Below are 17,408 nucleotides of genomic sequence, written 5' to 3' on the forward strand. Positions count from 1 at the left end.
AATTAACAGTGCCAAATAAAAATCTTTTTGCTAGAGAAGCGATCGCCCAAATTCCTAAAATTTTAACCTTGATGGATCGTAATGTTCACAGCCCTACTTATGGATGTTGCGATCGCAATTTTTGGCATTATAAAATTATCGATTTTCCCAGCGGGATGGCGCAAGAATTTGTCTTACCTCTTGCTTTGGCATACGATACAGATTTACCAGATAACCCTTTTTACCGCCAAAAGATCGTTCCTCAGTGGGTGGAAGCAGGAATTTTATATGCTGCTCGTAGCGCTCATAAAGATGGTTCCTGTGACGATTATTTTCCCTACGAACGAGCTGCTGGTGCAGCGGCTTTTTCTCTGCTTGCCTGTATTGATAGCTACACTCTATTAAAACTCAATAATCCTATCGCTCTGCAATTTTTTACTAAACGTGCTGATTGGTTGGCAAAACATCATGAAAGTGGTAAACTCACCAATCACCAAGCCTTGATTGTTTTGTGTTTTGAATTACTTTCAAATCTATTAAGAACCTCTCACTGGGATCGGGCAAAAGTTCAGCGCTTAGAACGAGTTTTAGCTTGGCAAAGTAGCGAAGGCTGGTTTCAAGAATATGAAGGTTGCGATCCTGGCTACCATACTTTAACTATTTCTTGTTTAGCGCGAATTTATCAAATTAAACCTGATATTCGCATCAAAGAGGCATTAATCAAAGCAGTTGAACTAGCTGCTCAGTTCGTACATCCCGATGGTTCCTACGGGGGAGAATATACTAGTCGCAATACATATAATTTCTTTCCTCATGGTTTTGAATTAGTCGGGCAATGGTTTCCAGATGCTTTAAGAATTAATGATGCTTTTCTAAATGGATTAGCTAATGGTTTAGCACCTTGTTATAGTGACGACCATATTATCGGACATCATGCTTGGAATTACTTGTTAGCTTGGCGCGATTTTGTTCCTCAACGTCCTTTATCTCAATCTCGTCCTATAGGTAGAATTTGGCTACCCGAAGCGAGAATTTTGATAGATCGACTCCCTAGTACGGGCGCACAGTCGTGCGCCTCTAACAACTCTCCAACGTACGAACTCTACTTAGCATTGAATAAGGGAGGTACGTTCAAACTATTTCGTAACAACCAGTTAATCGCATCAGATACTCAGTTTTCACTTTTGGTTAAAGAAGGTAAAAAAATTAAGAATGCAGTCGGACATTTAGTAGGAAATTATGCGATCGCTCTAGAACAAAACAAAATTACAATTCAAGGACAGTTGGGATGGGCGAAACAAAAACAAATGACACCAGCCAACTTAATGATATTACGCATAGTAATGCTGGGCTTCGGACGATTTTTTCCTAATTTGATTCGGAAGCTGTTACAAAAAGTGTTGATCGTTGGTAAGAAAGACGCACCATTTTGGTTCCAACGTCAACTGCTTTGGGAAAATGGGAAATTACACGTACTTGACGAACTGAAAGCGCAGAATTGGAGAAACGTTATAGCTGCTGATATTGGTTGCGATCGCACTTCAATTTATGTTGTCATGAGTCGAACTTTTCAAATCGGTCAATTGCAAACTGAATGGAATTTGGCTGAAGAAGTCAAACAACTCGCCCCAGGCGAATTGCTAAAATTAGAACGATATTTTTAGAAAGTATTGTTGATACATCATCTCTCCAAGAAATTGAAAATTTTTTAGTTCTAGATATGAAACGAATAATTTCTATTGCAGTTAGCTTAATAATTTTAGTAATTATTTATTGGAAAATAGACTTTACTAATCTCATCGAAGTATTTCAAAACTCAAACATTTACTGGATGATAATCAGTCTATGTATGGTCGTACCTATAACAACTATTACAGCATGGCGATTGCAGCAATTAACTCCTAAACAAGCTCAATTAAGCTTTGGGGAAGCAAATAAATTAATTTTAGCTGCTAGCGTCCTTAATATGGTCTTACCTTCAAAAATGGGCGATATTGCTAAAGCTTATTTTATGCGGCAACAGGGGCATTTAACTGGCTCTTTGTCTTTATCTTTAGTAGTTTTTGAGAAAACTTGCGATTTACTATCATTATTATTATGGTGTGTTTTTGGTTTAATTCTTTATCCTGATAAAAATTGGTTATTTTGGCTAATGACAGTAGGTGTGGGATTAGGTCTAACCCTTGGGTTACTCTTACTTAGTTTTCGTAAATTTGCCCAAATATTTTTTGTCTTAAGTAAAGCGATTGCCACTAAAAAACTTAAAATTAAACTTCAAAACTTGCAATTTTCTTGGGAGGAAATGCATAAGTACTTTTGGTGCGATCGAGCCAATTTATTCAAAATTGCTTTAACGTCTATTTTTATTTGGTTTTTACATCTATTACAGATTTGGTTCTTCATTCTGGCTCTAAAAGCCTGGACACCATTTTTAGCCAATCTCGCTCTCTCTCCATTAGCGATTTTAGCCGGATTATTACCGCTGACATTTGCTGGTGTTGGTACTCGCGATGCTGCATTAATTGCGTTCTACCAACCCTATTTCAATGCTCCTACGGCAGCAGCTTTAGGTTTACTATGCACGTCTCGCTACTTACTACCTGCGATTGGTGGTTTACCTTTCTTAGGAAAATATTTAACGACTGTTCGTAATCTTTCTCAAGAGTAGTAAAAATGAGATTTTTCTCATCTTAAATTCATGAGTTTATTACTTTCATATGGTAGTCTTGCACCTGTGAAAAAAATTCATGTATATTCTATTGAGTGTTTCTAGTCGCAGGAATCGTGTTACAGATTATTAGTAATAATATTCGTACAATCGTATTTGTATTTAGTGCAACGCTTGCACTAACAAATAGCGTATTTGCCAGCGAATTGAAGCAAGAAAACACAGGTTTAGAGCAAGCAAATAACTTATCTTCTAGTTTTCAGGAGATTGCACCTTATGAATCTAACAGCCTCGATCGCATAACTCCTGTTTCCCAACTCGACAATATTAGCGCTCATGATTGGCAGTGGCAAACATTAAAATTTCTGAGCCAACGCTATAATACGACAATTGAATTTAACGGCGATCGCAGCTTCACACGTTATGAATTTGCCGCTACTTTAGATCCTATTCTCACGGAGATCGCAAAACTAATTGCTACAGGTGACGCTAAACGAGTGAGTCAAACAGACATCACCAAATTGCAAAGATTGCAAACAGAATTTGCGACTGAATTAGCTAGTCTACAAACAAGACGAGTAGAGGGATTAGAAAGTCAAACCCAACTGCTTGAAGCACAACAATTTTCTACAACCACAACTCTCTCAGGTCAAGTCATCTTTTCTGTCAGTGGCGCTGTAGGTGCGGAAAAAGCCGATGGTAGTGGCGAAAAAGTTGATAGCAATTTAGTTTTGAGCGATCGCGTGCGACTAACTTTTAATTCTAGTTTCATGGGGGAAGATCGTCTGAGGGTGCGTATACAAGCGAATAACTTCCCAGGAGTTGAAGATGCGGCAGGGACAACAATGGCGCGATTGGGATTTGAAGGGGATAGCGAGAATCAGTTTGAATTAACTCGCATTGAGTACCGCTTTCCCGTTGGCGAACAAACTACAGTTTACGCTGGAATCTTCGGTAGCGGCATAGATGACTTTGCCGATACCGTCAATACTTTCCTTGATAGTAGCAGTCGGGGGGCAGTATCCCGCTTTGGCAGGCGCAATCCGATATACAGACAAGGTTCAGGTACGGGAGTAGGTGTGGAATACGATTTAACTGAGGAGATTTCTCTGCAACTAGGATATGTCGCAGAAGATGCTAACGAACCGGAATCTGGAATTGGTGGTAGTGCTTACGGTGCGATCGCGCAATTGTATTTTGAGTATAGCGATCGATTTGAGTTAGGTTTAACTTACGTACATTCCTACAACCAGCTAGATACAGGTACGGGAAGCGAACTAGCCAACGATCCTTTTGATGAAAACAGCGATGCTATCCGAGCAAATTCTTATGGTATTGCGACAACTTGGCAGATTAATCCTAAATTTGCGATCGGTGGATGGATAGGTTTGACAAATGCGACAGCCGCAGATTTACCAGGTAATCCAACCGCAGAAATTTTTAACTATGCTGTCACCCTTGCCTTTCCTGACTTGGGGAAAGAGGGTAGCTTGGGTGGAATTGTTATCGGTCAACCACCCAAGGTCACTAACAGCGATCTCAGCACAGATTTTCAAGACCGCAATACAGCTTGGCATTTTGAAGCATTCTACCGCTTGCAACTCAGCGAACAAATTTCAATGACTCCAGGTTTCTTAGCCATTATCAATCCCGAACACGATAACAATAACGATACTTTATATGTTGGGACAATTCGTACTACTTTTGAATTCTAATTAAGAGTCCCGGTCATGACTATCGAATTACTAACGAGCTATCTGTAGATTTTTTGTAGATAAAAACTTTTCATATCCTGCTTGTAATTGACGCTTACCATCACGTTCAATAATGCTGCCATGAGCCATGATGACTCGATGAAAATCCCAGCAAAGAACTTTTTGAATTGAGTGTTTTACCTGTGTTTTATCGCGACAAGCAAGTTTTTCTAATAATGTTGGTTCCAACTGGCGATCGCCTCCTAAAACTTTGGCAATTAAGCGCGTTTGCCAGGAAAAATCAGCATCAAAATGAAACGCCGTATCAGTTAATATCAAAGTTTGGCTTTCTCGATGCCAAAATACAATTTCATTTAATACTCCCGAATTGCCGATACCTATAGTTTGAAATCCGGCGAATAAGAGATATTCAACTTCATTCAAATTGCCAATTTTACCACATTCATTGAGGATGCGATCGCTCGTTATATCTGGTCTTTTCAAGTCTAAACCTGGAGCAACCCAAATCTCAGCATTAGGATAAATCGACTTGAAGTTAGTGATAAAAAGATGATGATAGCAATTTGGCGCGATAATTGTGGTGACGTTGCCCAATTCGTTAATTTGCTGGATAGTTATTTCATCAACATCAATGGGAGAAATAATTATAAGTTCGCCATTGTCAAGGCGAATTACTGTCATTCTCGTTCCCACTTCTAGACCGAAAAACTTAAATTCCCGTTCGCCAACCCAGATATTTCGATCGATTTTTCTCAGCATAAGGTTAGTGTTTGGAGTGTATTGAATCCAAAAGCAGCTTTTTTTGCCTTGCGACAACCGCAGATGGAACCAGAGCAACGCCAGCTAGCGGCTTTAGTCAGCGTAGAAATTACTGGAGCCTTACAGCTATTATCCCTTGCCCAAACAGAACGGTTGCGACAGCAGATCGTGACTGAAACCAAACACATCTTAATTCGCTATCTTCAACCGCTTTTTCCCGATTGCGATCCGACGAATGAGAAAATTGGGAGCTAATACTAAGGCGATCGCATAACCCAGATAAGCGCGATCGTCCTAATGCTAAATACTCCCACGTAGGATTATCATGAAGCCATTTGCAAGATAACTTAAGGAAACTTATCTGAGTGAATAAATGAAGAAATTTTTTATAATTTAGTAACAAAAAAGTAGGGTAAGTATTACCCCCCCCTACTAATAACTAGTCACTGGTTACAAGTCGTAAGTCGTAAGTCGTAAGTCGTAAGTGACTGGTAACTGATAACTGATAACTGGTAACTGATAACTGATAACTGACAACTGATAACTATTAAACAAAGCGATCGCCTTTACCATTTTTACGACGAATGCCGATGACCGAAGGACGGGGTGGTCCGTAAAGATCTCCCGCTAAATTGCTAGGCCAATTACTACCGCGTGGGACAGTTCTGTTTTGCGTGAACAGAGTTCCATCCAAATTCAGCATCTCAATATCTCGATTGAGACTTTGAGGCGGATTGAAGGGGCAGTTTTCCCCAGGGTGCTGCACGGCAATAATTAAGGTATCGCTGACAAAGGTAGGTCCTGTCATTTCGCAGCGCGGGGGACCATAGGCAAACGGGACGATCTGCCCTGCATTCTCACCATCTAGAGGAATGTAGAACAGCCAGTTGTTACCGAAAACTCCAATTAAATCGGATGTTTGAATGTTGAGATCGGAGGACGCACCTTCTACCACAGCTCCAACTACTGTATGGTCGATGTTGAGTGGTTTTGCTTCTGCTCCTTCACCAAAACCGTTATGAGCGCCAGTGGACATATCCGTGACACCCCAGACGTTATTTTGGCTGTCGAAGGCGAGGTTATCCACGTTAGCAAAACCGTCTCCTGGCTCGGCTCCTGCTTCCCCACCTTTGGCTAAGCGTTCCCAACGGAAAGTTAGACCTGTATTATCGGAGCTGTTTTCAGTAATCTTAAACAGTTCTCCTGAAGGCTGTCCCGCGTTGACATCTTTGCTGTATTTAGAGACAACAAATATCCGAGAATCTGGATAACCATCGCTACCTGGCGCACCATCGGTATAAGCGATGAAGACTTCCCTCGAATTGCGAGGATTGATTTCCAAATCTTCAGGACGAGCGGTAGGAGTACCACCGATGAGGTTAGCAGCTAAGAAAGCATCAACTAACACCGCGCCTTGACTGGTATAGAAATCTGAGAGTTTCTTACCTTGGTAGTCTTTTAAAGCCGTAGCTTCATTCTCGGTCGTAATGTTGTACTTGCCACCATCTTTTGTTTGTGCAGCAATGCCATTGCGTCGCGGTAATGGTAGCAGTGCGTTGCGCGTCGCTTTACCCAAAGCTTGAATTTCCACCGAGCCAAGCGTAGAAGGGGAAATGGGGTTGGTACTCGCACCAATCTTCAACGGTAGCCATTCACCCGTACCATCAGGATTGTAACGAGCCACGTAGAGCGTACCTGCCTCGAATAGTTCGCTATTTTTCTTGTCTTCAGGGGATTTGACCTTCTCTGCACTGACAAATTTCCAGGTATGTCCGCCACGGCGATCGTCACCCATATAGGCAACGAGTTTTTTTCCAGACTCCGCCACCATAGTGATATTCTCATGACGGAAGCGACCGAGAGCAGTATGTTTGCGCGATCGCCATTTGGGATCGGCGGGATCGATCTCGACCATCCAGCCGTATTTTTCCCCGACCATACCGAATTCAGCTCCAGTCGTGCCTTCGGTGTATTCTGTCTGCGTACCGTTAGGCAGAACTGCTTCTGTAACTCCGACGAAGAACTCTTCACTAGCTTGGAAGTTCTCCTCTGCGGACACGATCGTTCCCCAAGGAGTTGTACCACCAGAACAGTTGTGTCCCGTACCGATGATTTTGCTACCCAATCCATCGGTGTTAACGGCTTCAAATACATCCTTAGCAGCCGTACCCGTACCGATGAGGTAGTTGAGATCGCCTTTCTGGTAGCTTTTTTCGCCCCAGGATGTGACTTCTTTGTAAGCATCAGTGCGATCGCTGTTGATTCCTAAGCCTGACAAGGCGTGGATGCGGCGATTTTTCGGGTCTTTGACAACGCTGTAACGTCGGTCATTACCTTGGCGGATTCTGACAATCGAGCCACCCATGTTGTAGAGAAACTCACCTAGTAAGGTGCGGTTTTTCTCGCTAATATTAATTCCTAAATAAGGGAAAGATTCGGAGAACCCTGCCAGATCTTCTGGGGTTTCAGGCGCGAGGAAGGAAATCGGGTAGGAAACGTATTCGTGGTTCACCCACAAGTAGCCGTCTTTAACAGCAATGCTGTCGTAGCTGCTACCGTCAGTAATATTGCGATCGCCGTTACCACTGATAGGAATAAAACCAGTGTAATCGCAGTTATAACCAAAATAATCGTCTGGGTTGGGGAAGACGCGATCGCCCCAGCCAACAATGACGTACCGCTCGTATTCTGGTGGTACGATAACATCGTCGTACACGGTATATTTTGTCAATCTCGCATCTGCCGATGGTTGTAAAACTTGCCCTTTTTCGCTGCCTGCTGGTAGGTAACTAGGCAGTTGTTGATAAATGGGTAACGGATGGGGCAATCGTACAGGGGTGAACGATAAAGCCTCAGCTGCTTGGGCGGTGCTAGAACCAGCACCAAACAATTTATTCTCTAGCACGGGTGAGAAAGCAGCAGCACCAACACCCGCACCGAAGAAAACTAACAGCTGCCTCCGAGTAATTCTAGACATGAAACTCCCTCTTGATTCGGAATCGCCAGATCCTCAAGTTTGAAAATGTCTGTATTGCGATTGTTAGTAGAGAGTGCAGAGTGCTACTGGCTTTTGATTCCGTCAAGTTTCAACGCGATCGCAAAGTTTGTACTCCGCGCCTTCTTTTACGAGCTTATGTATTTTTAATAACAAACCCATTGAACAAAGCTTGGCATCGAGCTGTAACCAAAAGACCTGCTCTCGTTTTTTCTCTACTACTAACTATCGAGACAGAAACTTAATTTTCAAACAAAATTGTTGCCTTAGTTACGATAATCCTGCAACATTAAGGTGAGTTAATCACTCGGTTAATACTGAGTCAATTTTTTACTTCGGATTCCTCCAGTTCTCTTTTCTAAAGAATGTTGAGCAAATATCTCTATTTAGTTATTCGCACAATTTGATTTGTTCGTTTAATGAGATTTTCCTAATTAAGCTAGTAGTTGAAATGAGAGTCGATCGGATATAATTTTTCGTTTAAACGATTTTATGCTGTTTGCAGCAGTCAATCTCTGCGATCGCCACAAAGAACAAACGTGTATAAAAAGAATCAAAATTTGCAGAATTACGTACATTTCTCATTTCAATCAGTCATCGCGATAGGCGGGATCGTCTTCTCTTAACCTACGAGCAGTATTTACATTCACGGGAGTACGCTGACTCTCGGTTACAGTTCCGTTTGGCGATGAGGAAAAGCCTAACAAAAGTGCGGAGTTACTGAAGTATCTCGTCCAGTGACTCAACACGGGTTGCGATCGCCAATCGACTCGCGAGACTTTAGTATGGAGTAAAGGGACTTGTTGCCCATTGCGATCGCCTACTACTGTTACAGTGATTTCTGTAACTTTGGGTTTTCGATCGAACTCTTGCTGAATCAACTTGCTAGTCTGTGACTCGGCTTGCTGCATCAAACGAGCAAAAGAAGGCATTCCCTCAGAACTGAGGACGAGATTTAAAGATTTAGGTTGCGCTCTAGCTGGGGTAGAATACCAGCAGCTTACACACATTGTTGCGACTAAAATGATTTTTACTGGAATTGTTTTGACGGGGGCGATCGCTCCAGATAGTCGAAATTGTCGAAAAACACTCATTATCTTGACTAAATCCTTAATCTCTGCATAGTTACGAGGAGGGAAGGAGAAATGCAGACTGTTTCTAAGCTTAGCGATCGCGTTATTAATAAGTCAGTAAGTCCAGGTTAAGTTTCAGTTATTCAGTTATCGTAGGGGCGGGTTTAGTACGAGATTCAAGCCTAAAGTCAGAAATTTTCTCTCAAAACCCGCCCGTACAGTTGTCGTAGGTAAACAAATGCCAATCGTTCATAAATTAATTGACATCGAAACCACTGCGGGAATTAATATTCACAATATTACGCCAGCAATTGAGAAAATAGTTTTTAATACAGGAATTAGTAACGGACAAGTTGTAGTCTTTTCTCGTCATACGACAACCGCATTAGCGATTAATGAAGACGAAGAAAGATTACTAGAAGATATCAAAGTTTTTTTGAGCAAATTAGTTCCCGAATCAGAACGCTACTTGCATAACGACTTGCACTTAAGAAAAAATATCCCTGAAGATGAGCCGATAAATGCTCACTCGCACTTAATGGCGATGATGCTCAACAATAGCGAAGTTATTCCCATAGTCGATGGAAAACTTGCATTGGGAACCTATCAATCAGTTTTATTTTTTGAATTAGACGGCGCTCGCAAACGAACAGTTTTATGTCAAGTTTGGGGCGAATAATGAATGTAGGGTGGGTAATGCCCACCTTAACATAAATCAAAAACTGAGATTGTCTTTCCCTTCCGTAGAAGCCGCATCCTCATGCGTGATGGTAATTTTAGCCGCTACAGTAGAGCGCCGCAGATTACGAATTGCATCAATAGTATTTTTAATCGTACCAGCCAGGGGAACAGCTACAATTGCACCCAAAAAACCACCCATTTCGGCTCCAGTTAAGATAGCAATAAAGATCCAAATTGGGTTGAGTCCCGTAAAATTGCCCATCAATCTAGGTGCTAGCACGTTATCTTTAATTTGTTGCAAGACAATTGCGGCAAATGCAACTTGCAACCCCAACAACCAATTTTGCACCATCACTAACAGCGTGACTGTACCAATGCCCAAGCTAGCACCAATAAATGGGATGAGTTCGGCTACGCCGATTAAGAGGGCAAATAATAGAGCAAATGGCACGTTGAGGACTACGAAAATTGGGGTTAAAGCGGCAAACATAAATAACCCCAGTAATAGTTGAGTCAGAAAGAAATTTTGAAAGTTGAGTCGCAAGGAAGCACTAAACGGGAGTCCAATTTCTGGTGGTAGGAAGCTAATGAGACCGCGCCAGAGGCGATCGCCGTAAAGCAGCATGTAAAATGCCAGTACCACCACTAAAATGGTCTCGATTAACCACGACAGCGTCCCGAGGGCAACTCCAAACGCCTGTTCAGGTATAGATGGCAAGCGTCTTTCAATCGTATCGTTAACGCGATTGCTAAAACCGCTCAGATCGAGAGGTAACTTTCTTACCCGCGCCCAGCTATCTAGTCTTCCCAACTGTGTTTGAATTGTATTTAACCAATCAGGAATTCTTTGAATCAATTCGATCGTTTGGTCGTAGACCAATGGCACTAGAGTTAGACCGATCGCCACCAACAAGACTAAACTCAAAAATAGAACGACGATCACTGCTTGAGAACGACTAAAGCCAACCCGCTCGAAAAACCGGACTGGGTAATTGAGTAGAAAAGCCAAAATAGCCGCGATCGTCAATACGGCGATCGTATGCTGAAAATATTGAAAAGCTTGACTCAATAACCAAATATTCAGAGCAATAACAGGACCGCTCAAACCGTAAATTGCTAAACGCTGCCAAGAGGTTGAACGGCGCATTTCTCACACCACCCACAATAGTTGCTCCACCACTAATCCTCGATTTTAGTGGCAAAATCTATTTAAGTGACAGGGTAAAGTCGTAAGTCGTAAGTCGTAAGTTAGAAATCTAAATTCGCCTCTTACCTCTTGCCAACTACCAATTACCCATTACCAACTACTAATGACAATCCATGACAACTGCTGCGATCGCAAATTTAGTGCTGGGGATCTTTCTCGGCTTGATGATTCTGCTGTTTATCTTCCGTATCGTGCTGACTTGGTTTCCCCAAATCGACCTTAAGCGTTTTCCATATAAGCTCATTGCTGTACCAACAGAACCCTTATTAGTACCGATGCGAAGACTAGTACCACCCATAGGCGGCGTGGATATTACCCCCATCATCTGGGTCGGAATTTTTAGCCTGCTGCGAGAAATACTGCTCGGTCAGCAAGGACTGCTGATGATGCTGATGCATTGAAATTTTATGTAGAGACGTTACGTGTAACGTCTCTGCCGATCTATTTCTTCAACATCACCTGCTCGACAAAATTGGTGTAAACCTCTGCCTTGAGAAACTCTGGGGTATCTAAAATCCGTTGGTGAAAGCCGATAGTCGTCGGTACGCCTGTGAGGGCAAATTCCCGCAAGGCGCGTCGCATTCGCCTAATTGCAGTTGGACGGTCTGGTCCCCAAACAATCAGCTTACCAATCAGAGAATCGTAGTAAGGCGGGATGCGATAATCGGTGTAAACGTGAGAATCCATCCTGACTCCTGGTCCTCCAGGGGCGAGATAGCCACTGATTCGTCCTGGCGCGGGACGAAAATCTCGGTCTGGATCTTCAGCATTAATCCGACATTCAATTGCGTGTCCCCGCAATTTTATCTGCTCTTGAGTGAATTGCAGGCTTTCGCCTTGGGCAACGCGGATTTGTTCGGCAATTAAGTCCAGTCCCGTAATCATTTCCGTCACGGGATGCTCGACTTGAATCCGCGTATTCATTTCCATGAAGTAAAATTCTCCGGTTTGCGACAGGAGAAACTCTACAGTCCCCGCACCGATGTAATTAATCGACTTTGCAGCCATTACCGCGGCTGTTCCCATCTTCTCCCGTAATTCGGGGGTTAAAGCAGGGCTGGGAGCTTCTTCTAATAGCTTTTGATGGCGGCGCTGGATCGAACAGTCTCGTTCCCCCAAGTGGACGACATTGCCGTAGCTATCTGCTAAGATTTGAAACTCAATATGGCGCGGGCGATCGACAAATTTCTCAACATACAGACCAGGGTTGCCAAAGGCGGCTTCTGCTTCTCCTTGAGCCGCTAAAAATAATCGCCCTAAGTCTTCATCGCTGCGAACCAGACGCATTCCCCTGCCACCACCCCCAGCAGTGGCTTTAATCATGACTGGGTAGCCAATTTGACGCGCGATCGCTCGTGCTTCTTTTTCATCTCTGACTAATCCATCACTCCCAGGGATGGTAGGGACTCCTGCCGCGATCATCGTTTCCTTCGCTGTGGATTTATCGCCCATAGCTCGAATTGCTTCTGGGGTTGGTCCAATAAAGGCAAGCTGGTGGTCGGCACAAATTTCCGCAAATTTCGCATTTTCCGCTAAAAAGCCATAGCCAGGATGGATGGCAGTCGCGTTGCGCGTCAAAGCTGCGGCAATAATACTAGGGACGTTGAGATAACTTTTGCTACTGGGAGCTTCGCCAATACAAACCGCTTCATCAGCTAATTGGACGTGGAGCGCGTCGCGGTCTACAGTTGAGTGTACCGCGATCGTCGCAATTCCCATTTCTTCACAAGTACGGAGAATTCTCAGGGCGATTTCCCCTCGGTTAGCAATCAGAATTTTGTCAAAGCGCATCTTAACGAAGTCAGAAGTCTCTAAGTCAGAAGTCAGAAGTCAGAATTGACCTACGATCGGCATAGGGATTGCAGAATTCAGAATTCGGAATCATTCTCTCACAAGCGATCGCCTCTTTTTTGTTTATCTTTGCTGGTCAAGTTCCACAAGTATGCTAAATTATATATCTGCTAAGCGGATGTGGCGGAATTGGTATACGCGCACGTTTGAGGGGCGTGTGGCTTTGCCTTGCGAGTTCGAGTCTCGCCATCCGCATTTTTCAGTGACCAGTTATCAGTGACCAGTGACCAGTTAAGAGTGGTTAGTGGTTAATTCTCCATAACTCCCTAGTTTTCCTGTCCTCTTCTTCGCTGCTCCCTACTCCCTGCTCCCTGCTCCCTGCTATATTAATAAGAAAGTCATGAATTTTTGTAAACAAATTGACTGCGACTTATAACTTTACAGATAAGCAGGCACTACCCAAGTGTTGGTATCGTCTCTCACCCATCTGGGAAGGCGATGAGAACGCTATACAACCAGGCTTGCCTCATTCTCGTCTTGCTCCGGCTTGGCAATTACTTTTATTGGGTGATGGTTCTCCGACGCGCCATTTACAGCTATTAACTGGGGAACCTACGGAAGTTGATGTAATCGATATGTCGGTAATTGGCATGGATTTAGATGATGCACCTAGTATCATCGAAGCTGTCCCAGGACCGAGATTGAGACGACAAGTGTGGTTGAGGAAACAATCGGGTCAGCGTTTGGCATATGCTGCATCTTGGTGGGAAGCCAGCCACGTAGATGAATATTTACAAAATCGTTCTTTACCAATTTGGGCTAGTTTGGCACGTTTGCGGACTGAGTTGTATCGGGACGTGCAAGGAGTTTATTACGGTCACTCAGAGGCATTAGAAGCAGGTTTTCAACACCAGGGACCATTTTGGGGTCGTCACTATTTGTTCTGGCATCATGGCAAGCCGTTGACGCTGATTTATGAGGTGTTTTCGCCTTATTTAACAAAATATCTAGGGTTGACGCAAGTAGATTGAGGTAGTTGCAAACGGATTGTAAGTTGGACGTATATGTAAAATACTAACTATGCATACCTAATGCATGTTTTTGCCATATTCGATCTTGCCGTAATCTAATTTTACAATTCGGTCTGGTAGATCGAAATAGCGATCGTCGTGACTGACTACTGCAACTGCCTTGCCTCGGCTTCTCAGTTCTGGTAAAAGTTGAGTATAGAAAATCTTTTTGAATGCTGGATCTTGGTCGGAAGCCCATTCGTCAAAGACGTAAATCGATCGATCTTCCAAATATGCTGTGAGGAGTGCTAGGCGCTTGCATTAGTTATTCGTAACGATTTTGCTGGACGATATGGGAGTTGCAATGGCAATCGTTACTGACAGAGTGTTACTTAAGGGTTGGATGCCGAACGGATATAGGGAAGAAGATAGCATTCGTATCTTTAGATACACTGAAATGTAATGCTCAATCTTCCTAACTTTGACCTTTTCTAGGTTTATGATTCCCAAGCTAAATCTTAAGGAAAACCTAAAGTCTGAATATCTACTTTTCCTAGAGGCACTGGCGAAAACACCATTTTCAGGAGAGATTCGCCCCGATTTTGCCAGTCGGCTGATGATGTCTACTGATAATAGTATTTATCAAATTTTACCGCAAGCAGTTGTCTATCCTAAAACTGAAACAGATTTATTGCATTTATTTCAATTAGCACGGCAAGAACAATTTAAATCTGTCACTTTCTCGCCTAGAGGTGGAGGAACGGGAACTAACGGTCAATCGCTTTCCTCTGGAATTATTATTGATTGCTCTAAGTACATGCACCAGATTTTAGAAATTAATCTGGAACAGAGATGGGTACGAGTGCAACCAGGGGTAATTTTAGATAAATTGAATGCCGAACTAAAGCCTTATGGAATGTTTTTTGCGCCGTCTTTATCTCCTAGTAATCGCGCGACAATTGGAGGTATGATTAATACTGATGCTTGCGGTCAAGGTTCGCGGATTTACGGACGCACCAGCAACCATATTTTAGAATTAAGTTGGGTTTTACCAGATGGTACTGTGGGGCGATCGCACGCTATTAACCTTAATACATTAAATCATCTAAAGCAACAGCCAAATCGCATCGGAGATATTTACAGACAAGTTGATGAAATTGTTACGGCAAAGCAGGATTTAATTCAAAAAAGTTTTCCCAAAATGCCTCGATTCATGACGGGATATAACTTGGCAAAGGTTTACTCATCCCAAGATCGAACATTTAATCTGAACTGGATTTTAGCAGGTTCGGAAGGAACGCTTGCTGTGATTACTGAAGCCAAATTAAATTTAAATCCGATTCCTAAATATAAAAAATTATTAGCAATTCACTATAACTGTTTCAACGATGCTTTATTTGCAGCAGAGACTTTATTAGCTTCTGCACCCGCAGCTATAGAAACCATTGATGAGAAAATCCTGAATTTAGCGAAGCAGGATGAAATCTATGAAAAAGTTAAACATTTTATTTTAGGTGCAAGTGCAATTAACTTAGTTGAGTTTGTAGGCGACGATGTAGAGGAATTAGAACAAAAAATTGCTCAAATTTGCCAAAGCATTACCTTAAATCGAAGCCAGCCTCAGCAACCAATAGGATATTACTTGGCGCAAAACGAAACAGAAATTTCTCATCTATGGGACTTGCGCAAACGTGGTGTAGGATTGCTAGGGAATGCGAAAGGCGATCGCAAACCGATTGCTTTTATAGAAGATACCGCAGTTCCGCCAGCGTGCCTAGCTAATTACATTCGCGAATTTCAAACTTTACTCAATGCCTATCAGCTCGATTATGCCATGTACGGTCATGTAGATGTGGGCTGTATGCACGTTCGACCAGCACTAGATCTGAAAGTACCGCAAGATGAAGCACTCATAAGAGAATTATCTGACAAAGTTGTGGCGCTGGTCAGAAAATATGGTGGCGTGATGTGGGGGGAACACGGCAAAGGATTTCGCAGCGAATATACTCCTACTTTTTTTGGTGAACTGTATCCCGATTTAGGCAAAATTAAAGCAGCTTTCGATCCTGAAAATCGCTTGAACCCTGGGAAAATTGTCGCGCCAAACGCTAGTTCCGATGAGGTGGTACGAGTCGAAGCACCTTTACGGGGACATTTCGATCGCCAAGTTGCCAAAGAAGTGCGATCGCAATACGAAGTTGCTTTTAGCTGTAATGGTAATGGCGCGTGCTTTAACTACAATCCCGATGATGTCATGTGTCCGTCTGCCAAAGTTACAGGCGATCGCATCCACTCGCCTAAAGGTCGTGCCAGTTTGATGAGGGAATGGTTGCGGCAATTGGCAATAACTAAAAGTGAAGAACTCGAAAAATCTGGAAATTTTACCCGCAAGTTCTGGAATAATTTAACTAAGATCTGGGGAAGTTATGACTATTCTCATGAAGTCTACGAGGGAATGCACGGCTGTCTTTCCTGTAAAGCTTGCGCTAGCCAATGTCCGATTCATGTAGACATTCCCAGCCTGAAAGCCCAATTTCTCGAACTCTATCACACCCGCTATCTCCGGCATTGGCGCGATTATTTTGTCGGTTATATTGAAATTCATGCCAGTTGGCAATCTCACGCACCTGTTTTAGTCAATTTTCTGACTCAAAACTCGGTGACGCACTGGTTAATTCAAAAACTTGTCCGAATGGTCGATCCACCCGCAGTCAGCACGCTGACTGTCAGACACGGATTAAAACAAAGACAAGCACCAGTTTTTAATTTAGAGAAATTATCTACGCTTAGCGATTTGGAACGAGCAAACAGCGTTATTTTATTGCAAGATGCTTTTACCAGCTTTTACGAATCGCAAATAGTTCTCGACACCTACGATTTTTTATGCCAGTTGGGATATACAGTGTACGTTTCGCCATTTTTTCCAAGTGGAAAGCCTTTACACGTTAAAGGGTTTTTAAAAAGATTTCAGGCGATCGCGCAAAAAAATACTGACTATCTCAATCGATTAGCACAATTAGAAATTCCCCTGATAGGAATTGAGCCTAGTATCGTCCTTACCTACCGAGATGAGTATATCAAAGTTCAAGGCTTAAAAGCAAATTTTCAAGTGCAACTACTGCAAGAATTTTTGTGGGAAAAACGCGAGCGATTAAAGCAAAGAATAGGCGATCGCATATTTGAATTAAACCATTATTACTTATTCGGTCACTGTACCGAAAAAACGCTTGCTTTAAACTCACAAAAACAATGGCAGCAAGTCTTTCAAATGTTAAAAATTCCTTTGAGTTTAGTTTCTACAGGCTGTTGTGGCATGGCAGGGATTTACGGACATGAAGCCGAACACTATAATGAATCTCAAGGAATTTATGCTATGAGCTGGAAACGGCAAATTTCATCCGATGTAGAACAGAGAAAATTATGTTTAGCTACTGGTTACTCTTGTCGTTCTCAAGTCAAACGATTTGATGAATTCATACCTTTACACCCTATTCAAGTTCTACTTTCGCTCGTCCCTCACTTCTAACCTT

14 protein-coding genes, 1 tRNA gene and 1 pseudogene are annotated in these 17,408 nt (G+C 42.7%); 9 read left to right on the forward strand and 7 right to left on the reverse strand.

All coding sequences use genetic code 11. From position 1 onward, the window contains the following. Window positions 1–8: 8 nt before the first annotated feature. From QH73_RS13545 to QH73_RS13555, 3 genes are all read left to right on the forward strand, one after another. The gene (locus QH73_RS13545; RefSeq protein WP_039713363.1) at window positions 9–1,643 is read left to right on the forward strand and encodes a hypothetical protein; all 1,635 of its coding nucleotides are present in this window, start codon (window positions 9–11) and stop codon (window positions 1,641–1,643) included. A 56-nt stretch (window positions 1,644–1,699) separates the two neighbouring features. Beyond that, window positions 1,700–2,647: a lysylphosphatidylglycerol synthase transmembrane domain-containing protein gene (locus QH73_RS13550; RefSeq protein WP_039713362.1), complete on the forward strand. Its 948-nt coding sequence runs from the start codon at window positions 1,700–1,702 to the stop codon at window positions 2,645–2,647. A 116-nt stretch (window positions 2,648–2,763) separates the two neighbouring features. After that, window positions 2,764–4,362, forward strand: coding sequence for an iron uptake porin (locus tag QH73_RS13555; protein ID WP_309476480.1), 1,599 nt, complete (start codon window positions 2,764–2,766; stop codon window positions 4,360–4,362). A 30-nt stretch (window positions 4,363–4,392) separates the two neighbouring features. On the opposite strand, the gene QH73_RS13560 is transcribed toward QH73_RS13555, so the two are convergent. After that, window positions 4,393–5,121 carry a DUF4336 domain-containing protein gene (locus QH73_RS13560; RefSeq protein WP_039713361.1) on the reverse strand — a complete coding sequence of 243 codons (729 nt, stop codon included), beginning with the start codon at window positions 5,119–5,121 and terminating at the stop codon, window positions 4,393–4,395. Window positions 5,122–5,142: 21 nt separating this feature from the next. Here QH73_RS13560 and QH73_RS13565 point away from each other — a divergent pair, with 21 nt between their 5' ends. Further along, window positions 5,143–5,376, forward strand: coding sequence for a hypothetical protein (locus QH73_RS13565; RefSeq protein WP_039713360.1), 234 nt, complete (start codon window positions 5,143–5,145; stop codon window positions 5,374–5,376). Window positions 5,377–5,571: 195 nt separating this feature from the next. Here the strand turns inward: QH73_RS13565 and QH73_RS28805 are convergent, their stop codons facing one another. The 3 genes from QH73_RS28805 to QH73_RS13575 all read right to left on the reverse strand — a co-directional run bounded on the left by QH73_RS28805 (window position 5,572) and on the right by QH73_RS13575 (window position 9,210). Beyond that, the gene (locus QH73_RS28805) at window positions 5,572–5,694 is read right to left on the reverse strand and encodes a hypothetical protein (RefSeq protein WP_286194107.1); all 123 of its coding nucleotides are present in this window, start codon (window positions 5,692–5,694) and stop codon (window positions 5,572–5,574) included. Beyond that, the gene (locus QH73_RS13570; protein ID WP_039713359.1) at window positions 5,669–8,098 is read right to left on the reverse strand and encodes a PhoX family protein; all 2,430 of its coding nucleotides are present in this window, start codon (window positions 8,096–8,098) and stop codon (window positions 5,669–5,671) included. The genes QH73_RS28805 and QH73_RS13570 overlap by 26 nt, the downstream gene beginning before the upstream one ends. Before the next feature lie 608 nt (window positions 8,099–8,706). Then, entirely contained in the window at window positions 8,707–9,210 is a 504-nt protein-coding gene (locus QH73_RS13575) for a hypothetical protein (RefSeq protein ID WP_052289742.1), read from the reverse strand. A 217-nt stretch (window positions 9,211–9,427) separates the two neighbouring features. Between QH73_RS13575 and QH73_RS13580 the strand changes: the two genes are divergently transcribed. Further along, window positions 9,428–9,868, forward strand: coding sequence for a secondary thiamine-phosphate synthase enzyme YjbQ (locus QH73_RS13580; RefSeq protein ID WP_039713358.1), 441 nt, complete (start codon window positions 9,428–9,430; stop codon window positions 9,866–9,868). A 36-nt stretch (window positions 9,869–9,904) separates the two neighbouring features. Here the strand turns inward: QH73_RS13580 and QH73_RS13585 are convergent, their stop codons facing one another. Continuing rightward, on the reverse strand, window positions 9,905–11,017 hold the full coding sequence (locus QH73_RS13585) for an AI-2E family transporter (RefSeq protein ID WP_039713357.1): 1,113 nt from the start codon (window positions 11,015–11,017) through the stop codon (window positions 9,905–9,907). Between the two features lie 173 nt (window positions 11,018–11,190). On the opposite strand from QH73_RS13585, the gene QH73_RS13590 reads away from it, so the two are divergent. Further along, window positions 11,191–11,478 (forward strand): YggT family protein, encoded by a 288-nt coding sequence (locus QH73_RS13590; protein ID WP_039713356.1) that lies wholly within the window; start codon window positions 11,191–11,193, stop codon window positions 11,476–11,478. Window positions 11,479–11,518: 40 nt separating this feature from the next. Here QH73_RS13590 and accC read toward each other — a convergent pair whose 3' ends face one another. Continuing rightward, complete coding sequence (accC, locus tag QH73_RS13595) at window positions 11,519–12,868, reverse strand: acetyl-CoA carboxylase biotin carboxylase subunit (RefSeq protein ID WP_039713355.1); 1,350 nt, start codon at window positions 12,866–12,868, stop codon at window positions 11,519–11,521. A gap of 174 nt (window positions 12,869–13,042) precedes the next feature. Between accC and QH73_RS13600 the strand changes: the two genes are divergently transcribed. Both QH73_RS13600 and QH73_RS13605 read left to right on the forward strand, forming a co-directional pair. Then, a tRNA-Leu gene (locus tag QH73_RS13600) sits at window positions 13,043–13,123 on the forward strand. Between the two features lie 164 nt (window positions 13,124–13,287). Beyond that, window positions 13,288–13,899 carry a chorismate lyase gene (locus QH73_RS13605; RefSeq protein WP_039713354.1) on the forward strand — a complete coding sequence of 204 codons (612 nt, stop codon included), beginning with the start codon at window positions 13,288–13,290 and terminating at the stop codon, window positions 13,897–13,899. 57 nt (window positions 13,900–13,956) lie between these two features. Here QH73_RS13605 and QH73_RS13610 read toward each other — a convergent pair. Beyond that, a pseudogene (locus tag QH73_RS13610) lies at window positions 13,957–14,196 on the reverse strand (cyclic peptide export ABC transporter); the annotation flags it as partial. A 181-nt stretch (window positions 14,197–14,377) separates the two neighbouring features. Between QH73_RS13610 and ydiJ the strand changes: the two are divergent. Further along, entirely contained in the window at window positions 14,378–17,404 is a 3,027-nt protein-coding gene (gene ydiJ / locus QH73_RS13615; protein WP_039713352.1) for a D-2-hydroxyglutarate dehydrogenase YdiJ, read from the forward strand. Window positions 17,405–17,408: the final 4 nt, after the last annotated feature.

Origin of the sequence: Scytonema millei VB511283 (assembly GCF_000817735.3) — a bacterium.
GTDB classification, from domain to species: domain Bacteria; phylum Cyanobacteriota; class Cyanobacteriia; order Cyanobacteriales; family Chroococcidiopsidaceae; genus Chroococcidiopsis; species Chroococcidiopsis millei_B.